Origin of the sequence: Haloarcula litorea (genome assembly GCF_029338195.1) — an archaeon.
Classification (GTDB): domain Archaea; phylum Halobacteriota; class Halobacteria; order Halobacteriales; family Haloarculaceae; genus Haloarcula; species Haloarcula litorea.
In genome coordinates, this window is record NZ_CP119780.1 from 241,072 (window position 1) to 262,447 (window position 21,376).

At 68.2% G+C, this 21,376-nt stretch carries 18 protein-coding genes and 1 pseudogene; 8 read left to right on the forward strand and 11 right to left on the reverse strand.

Annotated elements, in window-relative coordinates; all coding sequences use genetic code 11:
* Window positions 1-65: 65 nt before the first annotated feature.
* Complete coding sequence (locus P0592_RS18875) at window positions 66-1,397, forward strand: glycerate kinase type-2 family protein (RefSeq protein WP_276274038.1); 1,332 nt, start codon at window positions 66-68, stop codon at window positions 1,395-1,397.
* 21 nt (window positions 1,398-1,418) lie between these two features.
* Here the strand turns inward: P0592_RS18875 and P0592_RS18880 are convergent, their stop codons facing one another.
* Window positions 1,419-2,780: a GntP family permease gene (locus P0592_RS18880; protein ID WP_276274039.1), complete on the reverse strand. Its 1,362-nt coding sequence runs from the start codon at window positions 2,778-2,780 to the stop codon at window positions 1,419-1,421.
* Between the two features lie 275 nt (window positions 2,781-3,055).
* Here P0592_RS18880 and P0592_RS18885 point away from each other — a divergent pair, with 275 nt between their 5' ends.
* Window positions 3,056-4,531, forward strand: coding sequence for an acetyl-CoA hydrolase/transferase C-terminal domain-containing protein (locus P0592_RS18885; RefSeq protein WP_276274040.1), 1,476 nt, complete (start codon window positions 3,056-3,058; stop codon window positions 4,529-4,531).
* An 88-nt stretch (window positions 4,532-4,619) separates the two neighbouring features.
* Here P0592_RS18885 and P0592_RS18890 read toward each other — a convergent pair whose 3' ends face one another.
* From P0592_RS18890 to P0592_RS18900, 3 genes and pseudogenes are all read right to left on the reverse strand, one after another.
* Window positions 4,620-4,868 carry a hypothetical protein gene (locus P0592_RS18890; RefSeq protein WP_276274041.1) on the reverse strand — a complete coding sequence of 83 codons (249 nt, stop codon included), beginning with the start codon at window positions 4,866-4,868 and terminating at the stop codon, window positions 4,620-4,622.
* On the reverse strand, window positions 4,865-6,856 hold the full coding sequence (locus tag P0592_RS18895) for a TRAP transporter permease (protein ID WP_276274042.1): 1,992 nt from the start codon (window positions 6,854-6,856) through the stop codon (window positions 4,865-4,867). The genes P0592_RS18890 and P0592_RS18895 overlap by 4 nt, the downstream gene beginning before the upstream one ends.
* Window positions 6,857-6,919: 63 nt before the next feature.
* Window positions 6,920-7,842, reverse strand: a pseudogene (locus P0592_RS18900) (TAXI family TRAP transporter solute-binding subunit).
* On the opposite strand from P0592_RS18900, the gene P0592_RS18905 reads away from it, so the two are divergent.
* Window positions 7,771-8,184: a hypothetical protein gene (locus P0592_RS18905; RefSeq protein ID WP_276274183.1), complete on the forward strand. Its 414-nt coding sequence runs from the start codon at window positions 7,771-7,773 to the stop codon at window positions 8,182-8,184. The pseudogene P0592_RS18900 and the gene P0592_RS18905 sit on opposite strands and share 72 nt — an antisense overlap.
* On the opposite strand, the gene P0592_RS18910 is transcribed toward P0592_RS18905, so the two are convergent.
* The 5 genes from P0592_RS18910 to P0592_RS18930 are packed head-to-tail and all read right to left on the reverse strand — an operon-like array spanning window position 8,171 to window position 11,951.
* Window positions 8,171-8,599: a universal stress protein gene (locus P0592_RS18910; protein WP_276274043.1), complete on the reverse strand. Its 429-nt coding sequence runs from the start codon at window positions 8,597-8,599 to the stop codon at window positions 8,171-8,173. The genes P0592_RS18905 and P0592_RS18910 overlap by 14 nt on opposite strands.
* A gap of 46 nt (window positions 8,600-8,645) precedes the next feature.
* Window positions 8,646-9,467, reverse strand: a complete 822-nt coding sequence (locus P0592_RS18915; protein ID WP_276274044.1) for a fumarylacetoacetate hydrolase family protein — start codon at window positions 9,465-9,467, stop codon at window positions 8,646-8,648.
* The gene (locus tag P0592_RS18920) at window positions 9,464-9,811 is read right to left on the reverse strand and encodes a cupin domain-containing protein (RefSeq protein ID WP_276274045.1); all 348 of its coding nucleotides are present in this window, start codon (window positions 9,809-9,811) and stop codon (window positions 9,464-9,466) included. The genes P0592_RS18915 and P0592_RS18920 overlap by 4 nt, the downstream gene beginning before the upstream one ends.
* Window positions 9,808-10,596: an SDR family oxidoreductase gene (locus tag P0592_RS18925; protein ID WP_276274046.1), complete on the reverse strand. Its 789-nt coding sequence runs from the start codon at window positions 10,594-10,596 to the stop codon at window positions 9,808-9,810. The genes P0592_RS18920 and P0592_RS18925 overlap by 4 nt, the downstream gene beginning before the upstream one ends.
* Before the next feature lie 56 nt (window positions 10,597-10,652).
* Window positions 10,653-11,951, reverse strand: a complete 1,299-nt coding sequence (locus tag P0592_RS18930; RefSeq protein WP_276274047.1) for a nickel pincer cofactor-dependent isomerase, group 22 — start codon at window positions 11,949-11,951, stop codon at window positions 10,653-10,655.
* A 92-nt stretch (window positions 11,952-12,043) separates the two neighbouring features.
* On the opposite strand from P0592_RS18930, the gene P0592_RS18935 reads away from it, so the two are divergent.
* The 3 genes from P0592_RS18935 (at window position 12,044) to P0592_RS18945 (ending at window position 15,590) form a co-directional block, all read left to right on the forward strand.
* On the forward strand, window positions 12,044-13,150 hold the full coding sequence (locus P0592_RS18935; protein WP_276274048.1) for a mandelate racemase/muconate lactonizing enzyme family protein: 1,107 nt from the start codon (window positions 12,044-12,046) through the stop codon (window positions 13,148-13,150).
* Complete coding sequence (locus tag P0592_RS18940; RefSeq protein WP_276274049.1) at window positions 13,147-14,364, forward strand: mandelate racemase/muconate lactonizing enzyme family protein; 1,218 nt, start codon at window positions 13,147-13,149, stop codon at window positions 14,362-14,364. The genes P0592_RS18935 and P0592_RS18940 overlap by 4 nt, the downstream gene beginning before the upstream one ends.
* Before the next feature lie 65 nt (window positions 14,365-14,429).
* A complete protein-coding gene (locus tag P0592_RS18945) occupies window positions 14,430-15,590 on the forward strand; it encodes an acyl-CoA dehydrogenase family protein (protein WP_276274050.1) in 1,161 nt (386 codons plus the stop codon).
* A 19-nt stretch (window positions 15,591-15,609) separates the two neighbouring features.
* Here the strand turns inward: P0592_RS18945 and P0592_RS18950 are convergent, their stop codons facing one another.
* A complete protein-coding gene (locus P0592_RS18950) occupies window positions 15,610-16,575 on the reverse strand; it encodes a D-2-hydroxyacid dehydrogenase (RefSeq protein ID WP_276274051.1) in 966 nt (321 codons plus the stop codon).
* 42 nt (window positions 16,576-16,617) lie between these two features.
* Entirely contained in the window at window positions 16,618-17,871 is a 1,254-nt protein-coding gene (locus P0592_RS18955; protein ID WP_276274052.1) for an MFS transporter, read from the reverse strand.
* A 158-nt stretch (window positions 17,872-18,029) separates the two neighbouring features.
* On the opposite strand from P0592_RS18955, the gene P0592_RS18960 reads away from it, so the two are divergent.
* Together P0592_RS18960 and P0592_RS18965 are read left to right on the forward strand one after the other, a co-directional pair.
* Window positions 18,030-18,803 carry an IclR family transcriptional regulator gene (locus P0592_RS18960; protein ID WP_276274053.1) on the forward strand — a complete coding sequence of 258 codons (774 nt, stop codon included), beginning with the start codon at window positions 18,030-18,032 and terminating at the stop codon, window positions 18,801-18,803.
* Window positions 18,804-19,420: 617 nt separating this feature from the next.
* Window positions 19,421-21,370, forward strand: a complete 1,950-nt coding sequence (locus P0592_RS18965; RefSeq protein WP_276274054.1) for an archaea-specific SMC-related protein — start codon at window positions 19,421-19,423, stop codon at window positions 21,368-21,370.
* The last annotated feature ends 6 nt before the right edge of the window (window positions 21,371-21,376 follow it).

The following is a 21,376-nucleotide window of genomic DNA, read 5'->3' on the forward strand; positions in this document are numbered from 1 at the left end:
CCCCCTTCATATAACCGGGCGCGACGAGGGGAACCGATTTACGGCAGAAGGCTCTGCCCCCTCGTATGATACAGAACAGAGCGACGCTCGCGACCTCCGAGCCCCGCGAGCTGGCGCTCTCGTGCGTCGAGGCGGGGATCGACGCTGCCCATCCGCGGACGGTCGTCGAGTCGACAGTCGAAGCACGCGACGACGATGTGCGCATCGACGGGACCACGTACTCGCTGCGCGAGTTCGACGAGGTCGTCGTCTTGGGTGCCGGGAACGCGGCCGGCCAGATCGCGGCGGCCCTCGAAGCGGTGCTCGGTGACACCGTCGACGGCGGAATCGTCGTCACCGACGACCCCGCGGAGACGGAGCGGGTGACCGTGGCCCGTGGTGACCACCCGGTCCCGAGCGAGCGGGGCGCGTCGGCGGCCGAATCGGTCCGGGAGCGAGCCGAAGCCGCGACGGATCGGACCCTCATCATCGCGGTCGTCGGTGGCGGCGGGAGCGCCCTCCTCCCGGCACCCGCCGGCGACCTCTCGCTGGACGGGCTCCGGACCGTGACTGACGAACTGCTTGCGAGCGGGGCGACGATCCACGAGATCAACGCGGTCCGGAAACACGTCTCTGCGGTCAAGGGGGGCCGCCTCGCCGCGGCCGCAGCGCCCGCGACCGTCGTCGGACTGGTGTTCAGCGACGTCGTCGGTAACGACCTCGACGTCGTCGCTAGCGGCCCGCTCTCGCCGGACCCCACGACGTACGAGGACGCCCGAGACGTGGTCGACCGGTACGACCTCGACGTGCCCGCGGCGGTGCACGATCGTCTCGCGCGGGGCGTCGCCGGCGAACTGCCGGAGACCCCGGGGCCCGGTGCCGGCGTCTTCGACCGCGTCGACACCCACGTCCTCGCCGACGGGCTGACCGCGGTCAGGGCCGCAGCGTCTCGTGCTCGGGAGGCGGGGTCCGAGCCGTTGATTCTCTCCACACGCGTCCGCGGGGAGGCCCGCGAGGCCGCGAAGACGCAGGTCGCCATCGCGGAGGAGGCGGCCGCGACCGGGACGCCGGTCGAGCCGCCGGCGGTCCTCCTGTCGGGCGGCGAGACGACCGTGACGCTCACCGGGGACGGGACCGGTGGCCCCAACCAGGAGTTCGCGCTCAGCGCCGCCGTCGAGCTCGCTGGCGGCGACGCGTCGGTGACGGTCGCGAGCGTCGACACGGACGGCATCGACGGGGCGACCGACGCGGCCGGTGCGCTGATCGACGAGACGACCTGCGACGACGCGACGGGGGCACTCGACGCGCTGGCCGAGAACGACGCCTATCCGTTTCTCGCCGAGCACGACGCCCTCGTCGAGACGGGACCGACGGGGACCAACGTCAACGACCTCCGGGTCCTCGTCGTCGAGGACTGAGCGAACGCGGCGTCGGTCGGCTCAGAACACCATCCCGACGGCGTTCCGGAGGACGACGATCCAGACGATGCTGACGACGCCGAGCAGGAGCGTCGCAAGCGTCCAGGCCTGGTAGGCGGTCGCGGTCTCCATGTCGGAGAACTCGGTGATGATCCAGAAGTACGAGTCGTTCGCGTGACTGACGGTCATACTCCCGGCCCCGATGGCCAGGACGGCGAAGACCCTGCCCCACTGTGAGGCCAGGCCCAGCGGCCCCAGCAGCGGCGCGACCAGCCCGGAGGTGGTCAGGATCGCGACCGTCGAGGAGCCGAGGGCCGTCTTCAGTGCGGCGGCGATGACGAACGCGGCGACGAGGCCGATACCGAGGCCGCTGAACGTGTTGCCGATGAACTGCTTCAGCGGGAGCGCGCTGAGGACCTGCCCGAACGAACCGCCGGCCCCGGTCACGGCGATGATGACGGCGGCGTCCGTGAGCCCGTCGCTGACCCACTCGTCGATGACGTCGTCGGAGAACTCGGGGACGACGGCGAAGCTCGTGAACGCGCCGACGACGAGCGCGACCGCCGGGTCGCCCGCAAACAGCAGCCACCGTTGGAGCGGGCCGGTGACCAGCGCGGGATTCTCGGCCTCCGGATATGCGGCGATGCTTCCGAGAGTGATGAGAGCGATCGGGACGAGGATGGGCGCGAACGAACGAGCGGGCGAGGGGAGCGTCCCGTACTCGTCTTTGATGTCGTCCATCGTCATCTCCGGAGCGGGGTCGATGTGGTACCGAGACGCGACGGTGCCGGCCCACTTCGCTGCGACGAGCGTGACCGGCGCGCTGACGAGGATCCCGGCCAGCATCACGAGCCCGACGTCCGCCCCGAGGATACCCGCGGCGGCGATGGGCCCGGGCGTCGGTGGCACGAAGACGTGTGTGACGTAGAGCCCACCCGCGAGAGCGACACTCAGGGTCGCCAGCGAGAGCTTCGACCGCTCGGCGAGCGATCGGCTCAGCCCAGAGAGGATCACGTAGCCGGAGTCACAGAACACGGGAATGCTGACGAGGCTGCCGGTGACGGCCATCACCTCGGGCGTGTGGTCCTCACCGATGAGGTCGAGGATCGTTTCCGCGATGACGATTGCGGCCCCGGACCGCTCCAGGGCGGTCCCGATGATGGTCCCCGCGAGGATGACGATGCCGATGTAGCCAAGCACGCCACCGAACCCGTCGGTCACCAGTGACGCCGTCTCGGCGGGATCCAATCCGGCGGCGAGACCCGTCGCGTACGCGGCGACCAGCAACGTCAGGAACGCGTGGAGATTGATGCGAGCGGTCGCGACGATGATGAACGCGACTGCTGCAACTAACAGTAGTATGAGGGGTAACCCTTCGAGCATACAGGCCGGTCTGGATAACCTTCGACATTAAAGGCTGTGAAGACAGGTCTCCGACGGTCGGTCCGGCGACCACCACACTATTTAATATGAGCCACCGAGATATATCGATAGGACACATCCAGAGTCAGCGATGGCGGTAGTGTGCCGTCCGTCGCGGACTGGACGACCAACACTATGTCTCACGCCACTGACGGCGGGCCTCGCAGCGCCACCACCGACCACAGACGCATCGTGACCGAGCGAATACGCCAGCGGCACGACGGGGTGACGACTGGATGAGCGGCCCGAAGCCGGAGCAGGGACCGGTCACCGAACGGCGATACGGCGACCTGCCGGAGGTCGATGCCGCGGAGGCCGCGGCCGACATCGAACCCGACGCGACGGTTCTCACGAGCGGCTTCGGGAGCGTCGGCTACCCGAAGGCGATCCCGCTCGCGCTGGCGGCTGACGACCGGGACCTGTCGCTGACAGTCGTCCACAGCGGCAACGTCGGCGAGGAGATCGACGTCGACCTCGTCGAGTCCGGCGCGGTCGCCCGCCGCTTCTCGTACCAGTTCTCCGACGTCGCCCGTGCGGCGACGAACCGGCGAGAGATCGCCTTCGGGGACCGTCACGCCTCCGCCATCGGCGACGAGGTGCAGTACGGCGGGCTGGTCGATCCCGACGTGGCGGTCGTCGAGGCGGTCGCCGTCGGCGAGGACTGGTTCGTCCCGTCCACGTCGCTGGGGCAGGTGCCGGCGTTCGTCGAGGCCGCGGACCGGCTCTACGTCGAGCTGAACCGCCGGCAACCGCTGGCGCTACAGGCCCTACACGACGTCTACCGGCCGGCGGCCCCGCCGGATCGCGGGCCGATCCCGCTCTCCGGCCCGGGCGAACGCATCGGCGACCGATACGTCGGCTTCGAGGCCGAGAAGCTCGCCGGCGTCGTCGAGACCGACCGTTCGGACTCGACGTACACGTTCCGGGAGCCGACCGACGACGACCTGGCCATCGCGGCCAACCTCGGGTCGTTCCTCGCCGAAGAGATGGACCGCTCGCCGGTGTTCGACGACGCCGTCTCGCTCCAGTTCGGCGTCGGGTCACTCGGTAACGCCCTGATGGGGGAGCTGCAGGAGCTGGACTTCGGCGACCGCGACGTCGTCTACTTCGGGGAACTCGTCCAGGACGGGCTGTTCGACATGCTCGACGCCGGCCGGCTGGCGTGTGCGAGCGCGACCTCGCTGGCGCTGACCGACGAGGGCCAGCGCCGACTGTTCGACGACGTCGAGCGGTACGCCGAGGACATCGTCCTCCGGCCGGCCGACGTCGCCAACCACCCGGGACTCATCGACCGGTTCGGCGTCGTCGGGGTCAACAGCGCCATCGAGTTCGACATCTACGGCAACGTCAACTCGACCCACGTCCGCGGGTCGGAGATGATCAACGGCCTCGGGGGCTCGGGCGACTTCAACCGGAACGCCCTCGTCTCGGTCTGTGCGCTCCCGTCGACGCTGAAAGACGGCGCGATCTCCCGTGTCGTCCCGATGACGTTCCACGTCGACCACACCGAACACGACGTCGACGTGTTCGTCACCGAACAGGGTGTCGCCGACGTCCGCGGCCTCGCGCCCGTCGAGCGGGCCGAACGCATCGTCGAGAACTGCGCCCACCCGGCGTTCCGTCCGAAGCTCCGTGACTACCTCGACGACGTGACGGCGCGGGACGAACACATCCCACACGACGTCGAGCGGGCCGCGGAGTGGTACGAGTGAGGACTCCCGCCTGAGTGGGGCGAGTCACGAAGAAGTGCGGTCGCGACCGCGAGCGGGCGTGCCTCGAAGAGAGCGGAAGGTGACAGCCTCAGATCGGTGCGCCGGACCCGCCCAGCAGGTAGAGGTAGATCCACCAGACGTACCCGCCGATGAGCGCGATCGCCGTGAGGAGCTCGAGGACCGCGACGTACTTCTCGCCGTGGGTGTCCCGGAAGTCCTGGATCAGCTGGACGCGCCGCCAGACCGGCATCAGCGGGTCAGGGATGATCTCGCCCAGCCCGCCGGCTTTCTCCGCCGAGCTCGCGGCGATGTCCTCGGGGGACTCCTCTCCGCTCACTGTCCTGCCCCCCGTTTGAACGGCAGTTCGAGGCCGCGGACCATCACCTTCTCCGCGAGGAAGATCCCGACGAAGACGGCGATACCGCCGAGCTTCACGACGTTGTTGGGGTAGACCATCACGAAGACCCCGAGGGCGGTCAACAGCGCCCTGAGCCCGATCGTCCGGCCCGGCTTCATCCGGAACGGGTAGTTGAGCCCGTAGATGATCGTGATCGCGCCAAGCAGCACGAGCGAGCCGACGACGACCGTGCTCAGGCCGAGCGACATCGACACCATCGCGGGGTTGTAGACGAACGAGACCGGCAGGACGAACAGCGGCGCGGCGATCTTGATAGCCGCCCCGCAGGTCCGCCAGAAGTTCGCCTCCGCGATCCCGGCCGCGACGACCGCGGCGGTCGCCACCGGTGGCGTGATGCCGGCCAGTATCGCGGCGTAGAACACCGTGTAGTGGGCCGTGATCTCCGGGATTCCGAAGTCGGCCACGAACGTCGGGACGATCAGGATGGCGACGATGACGTAGGCCGCCACCGTCGGCATCCCGACGCCCATCAGGATCGCGACGGCCATCCCCAGCAGGACCGCGAAGAGGAGGACGCCGCCCGAGAGGTTGATCAGCAGCAGCGCGATCTTCGCCGGGACGCCGGTCGTCCCGAAGATGTTGACGACGCCGCTGATGACCACCAGGATGATCGCGATGGGCGCGAGGATGATGGCACCGCGCCGGAAGCCGTGGATCGTGTCTTTCACCTGCGAGACGAACTCCTGGCCGGGCGTCGTCTCGTCGGAGTCGACGAGGCGCTGGACCGTCGGCATCAGGATGCCGGTGAGCACCATCGCGACGACGGTGTACAGCGCCGAGGTCATCACGGTGAACTGGGCGATACCCAGCAGGTAGATGAGGATCCCGAAGGGGATCCCGAACCGGAAGGCCTCGAAGACCTTCTGCTCGGTCGAGAGTGTCTCGTCGAAGAACTCCGAGAACTCCATCTCCTGGCTGCTCGCGTCGCTGAGCGCGGTGTAGTGGACCGCGATGCCGATGGAGGCGACCAGGATCGCCGCCGGGACGAGCCCGGCGACGATGATGTTGACGTACGGGACGCCGAGGTACGACGCCATCACGAACGCGGAGGCCCCCATCACGGGCGGGAGCACCTGTCCGGACGTGGAGGCGACGGCCTCGATGCCGGCCGCCCGGTGGCCGGCCATCCCGCTCTCCTGCATCGTCGGGATGGTGAACGACCCGGTCATCGCGGCGTTGGCGGTGTAGGAGCCGTTGATCGAGCCGATGACCGCCGAGGAGAGGACGGCGGTCTGTGCGACCCCGGACTTGATGTAGTTCGCGGCGACGATGGCGACCCGTAGGATCAGATCGAACGCCCCGTACGCGAACAGCAGCCCCGCGTACAGCAGGAACGGTGCGATCCACGACGCGGTCAGCTGGGTGAGCTGCCCGTAGAAGCCGTAGAGGTCCGTCACCGTCGCCTGGAGGAGCGTCAGCTCCGACATCCCCGCGTGGCCGAGCACGCCCGGCACGGCGTCGCCGAAGATCGCGTAGATCATCACCCCGACGACGAGCCCGAGGAAGAGGTTCCCGAACTCGCGCCACGTCAGGTACAGCAGCGAGATGATGATGAGCCGCGCGAGCATATACTCGTGTTCCAGTGCGAACCCCTGTCTGAGGAGGTACACCTGCTCGAAGTTCAGCGCGAAGTACGCCGAGGCGGTGATGAGGACGAGCGACGACGGGATCAACACCGCACCGTCGATCCAGTCGCCCGCCTCGACCGCCTCGCGCGTCTCATTGAGGGCGTACACCGTCATGATGCCGCCGACGAAGACGGTGCCGTACCGGACCGTCGACCACGTCTGCGTGTACGCCCACGCGAGGACGATCGCCCAGAACACGACGGCCGCCGCGGTGACGGTGACGTCGAGTCCTCGGACGAGTGTCGGCAGGCGTCCGGTCTGTGTCGTTTCTGAGCTCATGTGTGTCAGTGGTGGTGTCGGCTTCCCCTTCTTCAGTCAGCGGCGTAGCCGGGGACAAGCGACTTACTCACCCTCTTGGAGACTGTCGTCCCAGGCGTCGTTGTCCTTGTAGTACTGGACCGCACCGGGGTGGACCGGGATGTTCTGTCGGGCGGACGCCAGCATCTCGCTGGTCGACTCGAAGTCGTTGAACTGGGCCTCGCCCTCGTTGACCGTCTCGTTGTGCTCGTCGACGACGCGACAGAGCTCGTAGACGGCCCCGTTCGTGGCCTCGGGGTTGAACGTGTAGTTGACCTGCAGGTCCCAGTGGAACACCTCGTCGGTGCCGATGTCCTGGCCCATCCCCCACTCGCTGTAGTCGGTCCGGCTGGCACCGGCACCGCCGTAGGACTCGGCGGACTCGATGAGCGCGTCGGTCGGCTCGACGTAGTGGACGTCGACGCGCGAGGAGTACTCCCGGACCCAGCCCGTGTACCGAACGCCGGGGGTCCCGTAGGCGATCGCGGCGTCGATCTGCCCTCTTCCAGCGCACCGGGCGCGGAGTCGACCCCCATGTTCTGGATGTTCATCTCCTCGTAGACGCCCTGTGTCGGCTCCTGGGACCAGACGTCCAGCGTGGTCGCCCGGGTCGAGTAGCCGGGCTCGGCCGGGTAGACGTTCGCGCCCGCGAGGTCGTCGAACGTCTCGATGCCCGTGCCGTCGCGTGCGACGATGTAGATGCTGTACGGGAACGCGTAGAACCCGTAGTAGGGGATGCGGTCGACGGACTGCTCGGAGAAGCGGCCGCGGTCCTCGATGGCCTTGAGCAGGGAGTTGTTGTCGGTGATGCCGCCGTTGAACTGCCCCTGGGCCATCCGGTAGATCGTCCCGATGTAGCCCGGGCTCTCGATGGTCGAGTAGTCCAGCGAGTCGCTGTGCTGACTGACGGCACGCTCGACGGCCAGCCCGACGTCGCGTGTCCCGCCGGCGGAAGTACCGACCCGCAGCGAGTACTGCTGGTCGCCGCCCCCGTCGCCGCCGTCGCCGCTGGTGGTCTCGCCACCGCCGTCGCCGCCGTCGCTACCGCCGTCACCGCCGTCACCGCCGTCGCTACCGCCGTCTCCACCGCCGCCGTCGCCGCCACCGCAGCCGGCGAGGCCGACGACACTGGCTGTCGCTGCACTGTACAGGAACTTGCGCCGCTGCATACTGCTGTCTTCCGCCATAGCCATTCGGTCCAACACCTGGCTACTATAACAATCTATTCATTTACTGCACCAAGAAACGTTATGAATACTACCAGCCAGGAAATGAACGGTACGACTGGTTCTCGATTTATTCTTCCGTGAACGTCACCATCACCGGCCGGTCGGCCGCGAGCATCACCGACTGGGTGACGCTACCGAAGAGGACCTTGCCGGTCGGGCTCCGCTTGCGACCGCCCATCACGATGCTGTCGGCGTCGAGGTCGTCCGCGACGGCGACGATCTCCTCGGCGGGATCGCCGTGTTCCCGGCGCTTCGAGACGGCGATCCCCTCGGACGCCAACCGGTCCGCGATCGTCTCGACGCTCTCGGGGAAGTTCCCCTCGTCCCAGATCTCCTCGGACTTGACCTTGCCCTCGGCCGTCGCCTCGAACTCCTCGTAGACGTTCAGGACGACGACCTCGACGTCGTCGGCCGCGCCGGGGAGCGCCTCGACGGCGCTCGCCGCCAGTTCCGCACGGTTCGCGCTCTCGTCGACCGGTAGGAGCACCCGGTACATACCCGGATGTCCGTCGCGGACCGACAAAAAGCTGCTCCCGACCGCGCTACCGCGTGACCGTCGCCGAGACGGACCCGATCGACTCGACGGTGGCACGCACGTCGTCGCCCGGCTCGATCGGGGCCGCGCCGGGCGTGCCCGTGCTGAACAGGTCGCCCGGCCGGAGCGTCATCACGTCGGAGTGGAAGGCGACGATCTCCGCGGGCGGGAACAGCATATTCCGGATCTCGTTCTCGGCCTCGACGGTCCCGTCGACCTCGGTGGCGACCCGCAGCGAGGAGAGGTCGAGCGGGTCCTCGGGCACCGCTAAGGCGGGGCCGACGACGAGGAACGTGTCGTAGCTCTTGGCTCGGGTCAGGAACCGGGGGTTCCGCTGGAGGACGTCCTCGGCGGTCATATCGATGACCGGGAGGTAGCCGGCGACGACGTCGTCGACGGCCGCCTCGTCGACGTTGCGACACTCGCGTCCCATCACGACCGCGAGCTCGGCCTCCGCGGTGACCCGCTCGCTCTGGTCAGTCGGTGGGAGCCGGATCGGCCCGCCGGGACCGGTCAGCACCGACGACGGCTTCATGAAGCTCGCCGGCTCGTCGGGGCGGTCCTCGTCGAGGTCGCCGGCGTGTTCGGCGTAGTTGAGCCCGATGCCCCACAGCTTCCCGAACCGGTCGAGCGGCGGGCCGAGCGTGAGGTCGGCGGCCGGCACTCGCGGCGCTGGCGCGTCGGCGGGATCGGCCAGGGTCCCCGCGGCCGCACGCGGGAGTGCGTCGCGGACGCTCCCGAGGTCCGGCTCCGCCGCTCCGAGGGGGACGAACCCCCCGTCGTCGCCGAGCAGCGGTCGGCCCTCGGCGGTGCGTGCGAGGTACTTCATTCCTCGCGGTCCGTCCAGAAGTCGAACGAGCGGCCCGGCGCGAACACGTCCAGGCCGACGGCCCGCTCGTCACCGGTGTTCTCGACGCGGTGTGTCTCGTTGGACTCCAGCAGCACCGAGTCGTTCGGTGCCAGCGTCACCGAGTCGTCCTCGGTGGCGACGGTCAGTTCGCCCTCCAGACAGAGACACACCTGCTCGTTCTCGTGGTCGTGCATCGGGGAGCTGTGCCCCGGCGGCTTCTCGAACCACTCGAAGGAGAACTGGTCGCTGCCGGCCAGCGCGACCCGTCGCCACCCCTCGTCGGGCTCGTAGGTCTCGGCCTCGTCGAACGTGACCGGTCTCATAGGTTCGCCCCCGTGGAGCCCCCGTCGATGGGCAGCGCGGTGCCGTTGACGAACCCGGACTTCGGCGAGGAGAGGTACGCGACCGTGTTGCCCAGTTCCATCGGGTCGCCGATCCGTTCGAGGGGGTTGCCGGCCCAGCCCTGGAGCCCCTCCTCGTAGGAGTCGTACTCGCCGCGCTCGACGGCGTCCTCGACGAGTTCCTGGATGCGCGCGGTCTCGTGTGGCCCCGGGAGGACGGCGTTGGCACGGACCTCCGGCGCGAACTCCTTCGAGAGGGTCTTCTCCAGCCCGATGACGCCCATCCGGACGGAGTTCGACAGGACGAGGCTGTCGAGGGCCTCCTTGACGCTGCGGGAGGTGATGGTGACGATGGTGCCGCCGCCGTCCTCCTTCAGGTGGGGGTACGCCTCGCGGGCCAGGCGGACGACGCTCATCACGAGCAGTTCGTAGGCTTCCTCCCAGTCCTCGTCGTCCGTGTCGAGGAAGGCACCGGAGGGCGGGCCGCCGGCGCTGGTCACGAGGTGGTCGAGCCCGCCGAACTCCTCGACGGTCGTCTCGACCATCGCTTCGACGTCCTCCGGGTCCGTGAGGTCGCCCGGCTGTGCGACGACGCGACCCTCGGCCTCGGCCGCGATCTCCTCGCGCGCCTCGGCCAGTCGCTCCTCGTCGCGGCCGTTGATCACTACGTCGACCCCCTCCCGGGCGAGGGCGGTGGCCGAGGCCTTGCCGAGTCCGCTCGACGATGCTGTCACGAGCGCCGCGTTGCCGTCTATCTCCAGATCCATGTGAGACAACACCAGAGTCGGACGTGAAAACGTTTCCCTACAGGCAAGCGCCGGCGCTACTCGGGAGCGAACGAGGCGGTCCCGTCCTCGAAGACGACGCGCTCCCGGTCGAGAACCGTCGCGTCCGCCGGGAGTTCCTCGACCAGCGGGGCCGAGACGCGCAGCTCTCCGAGGTCCTCCGTGTTCCGGATCCACGCGATCCGAGCCGTCTCGGGGTCGTAACCGCCCAGCGCCGCCAGCGCCGTCCGCAGGGCGAACTCGTCGTCGGGGGCGACCACGGGGAGCTTGGCCTTCGCGAGCGAGCCGCTCGTGAGCACGTTCGCGTAGGTCGTCCCGAGATCGAGCTGTTCGACCGCTCGCTCCCGGGTGAGGTCCGCCAGCCCGATGCCGGTGCCGTTGCCCTTCGTCGCCTCGGTCAGCCCGCGGGCGTACACGAGGTCGATGTCGGGCGTCTCGGGGTCGGGCGCGTTGAGGACCCGGTACCGCCCGATCACGTTCGTGTCCATCCCGGCCCCGGAGATCTCCTTGCCGAGTTCGTCGACGACCAGCAGGTCCAGATCCGGCACCGGGAGCGTCGCCATCTCCTCGTCGGCCCGGTCGAGCAGGGCCGGCTCGCGGTCCAGGAACGAGTCGGCGGGGACGCCCTCGACGTGGGCGATCTCCTCGTGGAAGTTCTCGACCAGCACGATCCCGCCGAGCAGCGGCGTCTCCGATCGGATCACGTCCAGTGCGGGCGTGAGCGTCTCGACGTACCCCTCCTCGATTGCGGTCGAGTGGAACGTCTTCGCGCCCCGCTGCTTGCCGAGGCCGACGACGGTCATCTTCGTCAGGCCGCTCTCGACGGGACCGGTGAAGTTCGTGTGGGCCTTGACGCGGTTCACGACGATGACGGCGTCGGCCGCTATCGCGGCCGTCGAGACGTGGACCGGCATCTCGGTGTCGCCGACGGTCACCGTCGCCAGTCGCTCGGTGTCCATCCGGGCGTCGATCGGCGCGCCGACCCGCTCCTCGGTGATGCCGACGGAGGCCAGCACCTCGCGCTGTCCCGCCGCCGTCGCCCCGCCGTGGCTCCCCATCGCCGGGACGAGCACCGGGTCGAGGCCGCGCTCGGTCAGCCCGTCGACGACGGCCGCCGTCACGTCGTCGATCCGGTGGATGCCGCGGCTCCCGACGCCGACGGCGACGGTCGCGCCCTCGTCGAGTGCCCCGAGGGGGAGGGCGTCGAGTTCGGCCTGGGCCGTCGCTTCGAGGTTCGTGACAGTCTCAGCCGGCGGGTCGTACCGGACCCGTGCGAACGTCGGGAGCGGCCTGGGATCGATGAGGTCGTCCACCTCGCTCCGGTCGGGGATGTCCATACCGGAGGGTGTACGAGCCCCCACACAAATGTTTGTCTGGTAAGTGTTGCCGTGACGAGTGGCTATTTTACTCCGACCCTCGCGGAACCGCTATGGAGATCGCTGCGGTCGAGTCGTTCCCGATAGAGATACCCCTGGAGTCCCCGGTGTCGTTCTCGAACCGGACGCTCACCTTCCGCGACCACGCGGTGACCCGCGTCAGGACCGAGAGCGGGCTGGAGGGCGTCGGCTACTCGCTGGGCTACGAGACGGCCCCGCTGATCGCCGACGCGGTCGAGTCCCGGCTCGCGCCGGTCGTCGAGGGCGAGGACCCCCGCGACACCGCGCGGCTCTGGGAGGAGATGTACGAGGGCAACGTCCAGGTCGGCCGGCACGGGCTGTTCCTGCGGGCCATCTCCACGGTGGATATGGCGCTGTGGGACATCACGGCCAAGGCCGCGGGCCAGCCGCTGCACAAGCTGCTCGGCGGCTACGCGGAGTCGGTGCCGTCCTACGCCAGCGGCGGCTACTACCGCGACGACAAGGGCCACGAGGGGCTGCGCGCGGAGGTCAGCCGGTACCTCGACGAGGGCCACGACACGGTCAAGATGAAGGTCGGCCGTCGCTCCGTCGACGAGGAGGTCGACCGCGTGGCCGCCGTCCGCGACGAGATCGGCGACGACCGGACGCTCCTGCTGGACGCCAACGGCGTCTGGTCGTCGACGACCGAGGCCGTCCGGGCCTGCCGGGCCTTCGAGCCGTACGACCCCTACTTCATCGAGGAGCCGGTGATGATCGACCGGGTCGAGACGATGGCCGAGGTCAACGACGCCCTCTCCTACCCGGTCGCGACCGGCGAACTGGAGGGGACGCGCCACAACTTCGCCCGGCTCCACGACACCGGGGCGGCGACCGTCCTCCAGCCGGACGTCACCGTCTGTGGCGGGATCACGGAGTGGCTCCGCATCGCCAACCACGCCGCCGCCTACGACGTCCCCATCGCGCCCCACTACAACTGGAACATCCACACGTCGCTGTTGGGTGCGATCGAGAACGGCCTGTTCATCGAGTACTTCTACCGGGACATGGACGTGAAGGTGTTCGACGACGTGGTCGTCGACCCGGTCGAACCCGACGATAGCGGACGGATCCCGCTCCCCGACGAGCCGGGCCACGGCGTACAGCTAGACGAAGCCGCACTCCAGGAGTTCAGCAAATGAGAGACTATTCCGACCACATCGACACGCGCGACCCCGAGCGAGACGTACAGATCACCGACATCACGACCGCCGTCGTCGAGGGCAACTTCGAGTGGAACCTCATCAAGGTCGAGACCGACGCCGGCGTGACCGGCATCGGCGAGTCCTACCGGGGCGGTGGCGTCCCGGAACTCGTCGAGTACACGAAGCGGTTCCTGCTCGGCGAGAACCCGCTGGACGTCGAACGGCTCGTCCGGTACATCGTCCAGGAGATGTCCGGCCACGGTGGCACCACCGGGAAAGTCGTCACCGCCGCCTCGGGCATCGAGGTGGCGCTGTGGGACGCCGCCGGCAAGATCCTCGACCTCCCGGTCTACCAGCTGCTGGGCTCGAAATACCGGGACCAGGTGCGCATCTACTGTGACTGTCACGCCGGCGAGGCCTACGAGGTCGAGGACGGCGCGACGGCCTACGCCGACGCCGAGGCGTACTCCCCGGAGGCGTACGCCGCCGAGGCCGCCCGCGTCACGGACATGGGCTTCAGCGCGCTGAAGTTCGACCTCGACCTGCCGGCGGACAACGACCCGGACCCGTACAACGGCCGGCTGACCAACGAGGCCATCGAGGAGAAACGCGAGATCGTCGCCGCGGTGCGCGACGAGATCGGCTACGACGTCGACCTCGCCTTCGACTGTCACTGGGACTACTCCGTCGAGAGCGCCAAGCGGTTGGCCCACGAACTGGAGGAGTTCAAGCTGATGTGGCTCGAGGACCTCGTCCCGCCGGAGAACATAGACGCCCAGATCGAGGTGACACAGGACACCCGCACCCCGGTCGCCACCGGCGAGAACCGGTTCCGCGTGTTCGAACTGAGCGAGCTGGTCTACGAACACGGGGTCGACATCATCACCCCGGACCCGACCACCGTCGGGGGCCTGGCCGAGACGATGCGGGTCGCCGACCGGGCCGAGGAGAACTACATGCCCGTCTCGCCGCACAACGTCTGCAGCCCCGTCGGGACGATGGCCTGTGTCCACCTCGGTGCGGCCGTCCCGAACTTCGACGTGCTGGAGTACCACGCGCTGGAGGTCGACTGGTGGGACGACCTGCTCGCCCGGGACGAACCGCTCATCCAGGACGGCTACATCGAGGTCCCCGAGGAGCCGGGCCTGGGGATCGAACTCGACGAGTCCGTCGTCGAGGAGCACCTGCTCGACGGGACCAGCGGGTTCTGAGACGCGTTCCCACTGACCGGGAACACGGTGGTCCCATTTTGGTAGTCGAGAGAGCAGAGACGCGTATGCTCGACTACTTCGACCTGGAGGCGTCGCTGTCACAGGAGGAACGGCTCGTCCTCGACTCGGCCCGGGAGTTCGTCGACGCGGAGATCGAAGACCCCGGCCGGCACTGGCTCGACGGAACCTTCCCGACGGAGCTCGTCACGAAGATGGGAGAGATGGGGTTCTACGCGCCGAACCTGGACGGCTACGGCCTCCCGAACCTCAGCGAGCGGGCGTACGGGCTCGTGATGCAGGAGTTGGAGGCCTGTGACTCGGGGCTGCGGTCGATGGCGTCGGTCCAGGGGGCGCTCGTGATGTACCCGATCCACGCCTACGGGAGCGAGACACAGAGAGACGAGTGGCTCCCGGCGCTGGCGAGCGGCGAGGCGGTCGGCTGTTTCGGGCTGACGGAGCCGGAACACGGCTCGAATCCGTCGGCGATGGAGACCAGCGCCGAACGGGACGGCGACGGGTTCGTTCTGAACGGGTCGAAGACGTGGATCACGAACTCGCCGATCGCGGACGTCGCCGTGGTGTGGGCTCGGGACCTGAGCAGCGAGGGGGACCCGGTCCGTGGCTTCCTCGTCGAGACCGACCGCGACGGCGTCACGACCAACGAGATCGAGGAGAAGCTCTCGCTCCGGATGTCGATCACCGGCGAGATCGGACTGAACGACGTCTACGTTCCGGAGTCGAACCGTCTGCCGGGCGTCGAGGGGATGAAGGGGCCGCTGTCCTGTCTCACGCAGGCCCGGTACGGGATCGCCTGGGGCGCGGTCGGTGCTGCCCGGAACTGCTTCGAGACGGCCCGCGAGTACGCCACCGAGCGCGAGCAGTTCGGCGGTCCGATCGGGCGGTTCCAGCTCCAGCAGGAGAAGCTCGCGGAGATGGCCACCCAGATCACGCTCGCGCAGTTGCTCGCCCACCGACTCGCCGACCTGAAGGAGGCCGGCGACCTGCGGCCGCAACACGTCTCGATGGCCAAGCGAAACAACGTCAGGATGGCACGGGACCAGTCCCGGATCGCGCGGGAGATGCTCGGCGGGAACGGCATCACGGCCGACTACTCCCCGATGCGACACATGGCGAACATGGAGACGGTGTACACCTACGAGGGGACCCACGACATCCACACGCTGGTGCTGGGCGAGGACCTCACCGGTATCGCGGCCTACCAGTGAAGACGGGAGGGCGCTGCGCCTACAGCACCCGGTTCCGGAGGTCGTCGTACGCGCCCGTCTCGGCGATTCGCTCGACGTTCTCGACGAGGATGTCCGCGCGACGCTCCCAGTAGTCCGGCGTGTGCCCCGCGACGTGGGGCGTGAGGAAGACGTTCTCGAACCCCCAGAGGTCGTGGTCGGTCGGGAGCGGTTCGGGGTCGGTCACGTCCAGCGCGGCCCCGTGGATAGCGTTCGACCGGAGGGCGTCGACCAGCGCGGACGTGTCCACGACGCCGCCCCGGGCGATGTTGACGAGGATCGCGTCGGTCGGGAGCGCGTCGAGAGCCCGCTCGCCGACGAGACCGTCGGTGGCGTCGGTGAGGGGACAGGCGAGCACGAGCACGTCCGTCCGCGGCAGCACGGCGAGCAGGTCGTCGTACCCGACCACCTCGTCGGTCGGGCCGCCCTTGGACGGCGTGTGGCGGACGCCGATCGTGTCGACGTCGAACGCGTCGAACCGCTGGACGAGCGCCTCGCCGATCGCGCCGAGGCCGACGACGGTGACGGTGCTCCCAGCGAGGTCGGTAAAGGACTGGAACCGCCGCCACTCGCGGCGCTGCTGTCGGCGGCGGCCCTCGTCCAGCCGGCGGGTGAACGTCAGCACCCACCCGAGGACGTGCTCGGCGACGTTGGGACCGTGGACGCCCGAGGCGTTCGTCACGGCGACGCCGCGCTCGTCGAGGAGGTCCAGCGGCAGGTGGTCGACGCCGGCGGCGTTGCAGGCGAACAACCGCAGTTCGGGGGCCTCGTCGAGGGTCGACCGGTCGATGGACGTGCCGGCGACGATACGCGCGTCGGCGAGGTGGTCGCGGCGCTCGGCGGCCGTCCGGGCGAGCGCGACGGAGTGGTCCGGGAGCCGCCGTCGGAGGACGTCCACGTAGTCCGCGGCCGGGATTCCGTGGGCGTCGTGGTCCAGCACCGTGATCGGGGGCGAGTCGGTTGGCATCGGGTGTCGGTGCTACGGCGAGCGCCGACAAAGCTCCGGTGGTCACGCGCCGTCGACGCGGATCGGCGGTGCCGCGCTCATCAGGAACAGGCAGACCACACCGACGGCGACGCCGACGACGGCCGTCGTGGCCCCGACCGCACGGACGGCCGGGACGAACCCGAGCCGCGGGGCGGCAACCGCGATCGCACCGCCCATCGCGATGGGCGTGACCGTCGCCGCGGCGCGCCCGCTCCCCTCACCGATGCTCACCAGCCCGCCGCGGTACGCCGGCGGCGCGACGTCGGTGACGATGCTCCGGTACAGCGACAGCGTGATGCCGAAGCCGACGCCCATCACCACGACACCGACGGTCGCGACCGCCAGCGAACCCGCGAGGAAGACCGTCGTCAGACCGACGGCCATCGCGACGTTGGTCGTGACGAGCGGGTAGAGTCGCCGCTCGAACCGCGCCGTGAGACGACCGGCCTGGGTCGCCGCGAGCGCGTAGCTGGTACTGGCCACCGCGGCGAGGAGGCCGGCCGCGGCGGGCGTGCGACCGAGGACGTCGACGACCACGATGGAGTTGTACGTGAGGAAGCCCAGCCACACGAGCGTCCCGGACCCCCGAGCGACGACGATGGTCCACGCCCGGCGGTGGCTGACGACGGCCCAGAGGTCGGTCAGCTGTTCCAGGACGGCCACCTCCGACTCGGCCTCGTCGGTCGCGTGGACGGGCTCCTCGAACCACCGGTACACGACCAGTGCGATCGGGAACGCGATCGCGTACAGCAGGAACGGGTACTGCCAGCCGACACCGACGAGGACCCCCGCGGCGAGCGGGAACACCGTCTGTGCGACCCCGGAGCCCGTGAACCGGAGGCCCTGTGCCGTCGCCTCCTTCGTCCCGGAGTAGAGGTCCCCCAGGCTCGTGATGATGATCGGCGTGAGCGCCGCGAACCCGATCCCCTGGCAGAACCGGAGCGCGAGGGCGACCCGGAACTCCCCGACGAACGCGATCGCGGTCCCGGTCGCCCCGAACCACAGGAGCCCGAACAGGATGACCGGACGTCGGCCGTATCGGTCGGCGAGGAACCCCGTCACCGGGATGATGAACACCGCCGGGGCGGTGAACGCCGACATCATCAGTCCGACGGTCGCGGGCGTCGCACCGAGGGGGTCGACGAGCGAGTCCAGGACGGGCGACATCAGCGCCGTCCCCAGTGGCGGAAGCATGTTCGTCAGGAACAGCAACTGGAACGAGCGTTCCCGAACGATGTCCGTATCCGACCCCGCGATCGACGAGAGGGATGCCACGATGCTGACCACAGGACTGAACGGATTAAAACTGGCTATCGGCCGCGGCACTCCACCGCTCGGGCCGGCAGTGAGGCGTGGTATCGACTGTCACGAATCGGCCGATATTGTTCGAACTGATCGAACCAGTTTTACCGCCGGCCCATCTTGGTTGGCGTATGGCACAGGGAACGAACGAACAATCGGACTCGGTCCAGACCGCGCGAACGATGTTCGACGTGGTCTGTTGCATCAAGAACGGGAGCGGGATGACGCTGACCGAGATCGTGACCGAACTCGACTACGCGAAGAGCACGGTACACCGGCATCTGCGAACGCTAGAGGAACTCGGGTACGTCGTACAACGGGACGACGGCTACCACGTCGGGCTCCGGTTCCTCGACATCGGAGTGACCGCTCGGAACAGCTACGACGGGTACAAACTCATCCGGAACAAGGTCGAAGAGATCGCCGACGAGACCGGGGAGCGCGCGCAGTTTTTCGTCGAGGAACACGCCGAGGCGGTGTATCTCGCACGGTCGGTCGGCGAACAGGCAGTCCACACGGACCCCGGAATCGGGAGCCGGATCCCGCTCTACGCGGCCTCCGCGGGGAAGGCCATCCTGGCGGAACTCCCCGAGGACGAGCTGTTCGAAATGATCGAACGAATGGAGTTCGAACCGATGACGGAGTACACGATCACGGACCCGGACGAGCTGATGGCGGAACTGGCGGAGATCCGCGACCGGGGCTACAGCTTCAACCGCGAAGAGTCGTTACAGGGGACACACGCGGTCGGCGTCGCCATCTGCGATGAACAGGGCGAGGTCATCGGCGGGCTGAGCGTCACCGGGCCGTCCCACCGACTGAAGGGCGAGCGGTTCACCGAGGAGCTGCCGGACCTGCTGTTGGGTGCCGCGAACGAACTCGAACTCAACATCGCTCACTCGTAGCGAGCCGGACCCGCCGTCTTCCCCACCGTCCGGGGTCGCTCGCTGTCCGACGAGACCGTACGTCGAGTTCGAGAGCGTCGAACTTTGATGGTCAGGGCACTCGTCTCCCACGTCGTGCCGGTAGAGCGGCGTCTGTTCGGGTAGAGCGTCGTGTGAGGTGGCGACGCCGCGCGTCCGCAGCCGTTTCGTTCGTCGGAACCGGAGCTAAAAGTAGTGTGTTCGTCCGCCCTCAGTGACGGACTTCGCCCGGGCCGTGGTCCGGACAGCTCTTGTTCGACGTTGTCGAACTATATGTCATCATCGTTTGTACACCTCGGGTACGGTCGTCACCGGTCGCGCGAGCGAACGAGCGGCGAAGCGATTCCGGGGCGGCGGGATCGGAGACTACCGGCGTCGCGCTGAGGACGACGCCCCGACGCTTCGGCGGGCACCCGGACCGGCCGGGAGCGTGTCCCGAGGGAACGCGCCGTCGCGGTCGGGGACCGTGCGGCGATCGAACCGCGCCGGTGGAGTCGAAATCACAACGGTACTTTTGTTACTCTTTCCGACCGGCGGAGGCAGAGAGTGGGTGGATAGGTACATTTATACACGCCCAGTCTGACTCTTTGGGTATACTGATGTCGACTCCAACGCAAAAGTCTGCTGTCGCACACATCGACGTGGAGAACATCGGCGGGATCGCGGAGACCGCACTCGATATCCCACCCGGCGTGACCGTCCTCTCGGGCGAGAACGCGACGAACCGGACGTCGTTCCTGCAGGCGATCATGGCGGCGATGGGGAGCGACCAGGCCACGCTCAAGGGCGACGCCGAGACCGGGCGGGCGTCCCTACGGCTCGGCGAGAGCGAGTACGAGCGGACCCTCGAACGGCAGAACGGCACGGTCGTCCTGGACGACGGCGGCTACCTCGACGATCCGACCGTGGCCGACCTCTTCGCGTTCCTCCTCGAGACCAACGAGGCCCGGCAGGCCGTGGCCCGGGACGGGGACCTCCGGGACCTCATCATGCGACCCATCGACACCGAGTCCCTCAAGTCCGATATCGAACGGCTCGAGGCCGAGAAAGGCGAGATCAACGACCGACTCGCGACCATCGAGTCGCGGAAGACCGACCTCCCGGACCTCGAACAACAGCGCAACGAGTACCAGTCGGAGATCGCGGAGAAACGCGAGGAGCTGGCCGAACTGGAGTCGGAGATCGACGACCACAGCCGTGGCGTCGAGGAGACCCGCCAGGAGCAGGAGGAGCTGGAGAGCAAGCTCCAGGAGCTGCGGTCGACCCGTTCGGAGATCGAGTCCGTCCGCCGGAAGATCGAGAACCAGCAGCAGTCGATCACCTCGCTCAAGCAGGAGCGCAGCGAGATCGAGGCGGAACTCGACGACCTCCCGGAGACGCCGACGGCCGAGCAGTCCGACCTCGACGCCGAGATCCAGCAGCTCCGCGACGACCGACAGCGCCTCAACGGGGAGATCTCGGACCTCCAGAGCCTCATCCAGTACAACGAGGAGCGCCTCGATGAGGAGGACTACCAGATGCTCGAGGAGTTCGAGACGGACGACGCCAACGGCTCGGTGACGGACGACCTGCTCTCGGACACCGACGAGATCGTGTGCTGGACGTGTGGATCGACGGTCGACCGCCAGCAGATCGAGGAGACGATCGATCGGCTCCAGGACCTCCGGAGCGAGAAGGTCACGGAACTCAACGACATCAAGGATCAGCTCGAAGACCTGAAGGCGGACAAGCGCGACATCGAGCGGCAGCGGGACCGGCGGTCGGAGCTCCAGAGCTCGCTGGCCCAGGTCGAGGACGAGCTCGACCGCCGGGGGAAACAGATCGACTCGCTCAAGGACCGCCGCGACGAGCTGACCGACGACGTCGAGGAACTCGAAGCGGAGGTGGACGCGCTCGAGTCCGAGGACTTCGGGGACATCCTCGACCTGCACAAGGAGGCCAACCAGCTCGAGTTCGAGATCGACCAGCTGGAGTCCGACCTCGACGAGGTCACCGACGAGATCGAGACGATCGAGGAGATGCTCGACGAGGCGGACGACCTCCGAGCGGAACGCGACCGGCTGGCCGACGAACTGACCGAGAAGCGGACCAAGATCGACCAGATCGAGGCCGACGCCGTCGAGCGGTTCAACGATCACATGGACACGATCCTGGAGATGCTCGACTACGAGAACCTCGATCGCATCTGGATCGAGCGGCTGGAGAAGACGGTTCGAGAGGGGCGACAGAAGGTCCAACAGACCGCCTTCGAGATCCACGTGGTCCGGACGACGGAGAACGGGGCGGCCTACGAGGACACCATCGACCACCTCAGCGAGAGCGAACGGGAGGTGACGGGACTCGTGTTCGCGCTGGCCGGGTATCTGGTCCACGACCTGCACGAGGAGGTCCCCTTCATGCTGTTGGACTCGCTGGAGGCGATCGACTCCGACCGGATCGCCACCCTCGTAGGGTACTTCGCCGATCACGTCGACTACCTCGTCGTCGCGCTCCTCGAGGAGGACGCCGCGGCCCTGCCCGGGGAGTACAACTACGTCACCGATATCTGAGACCCC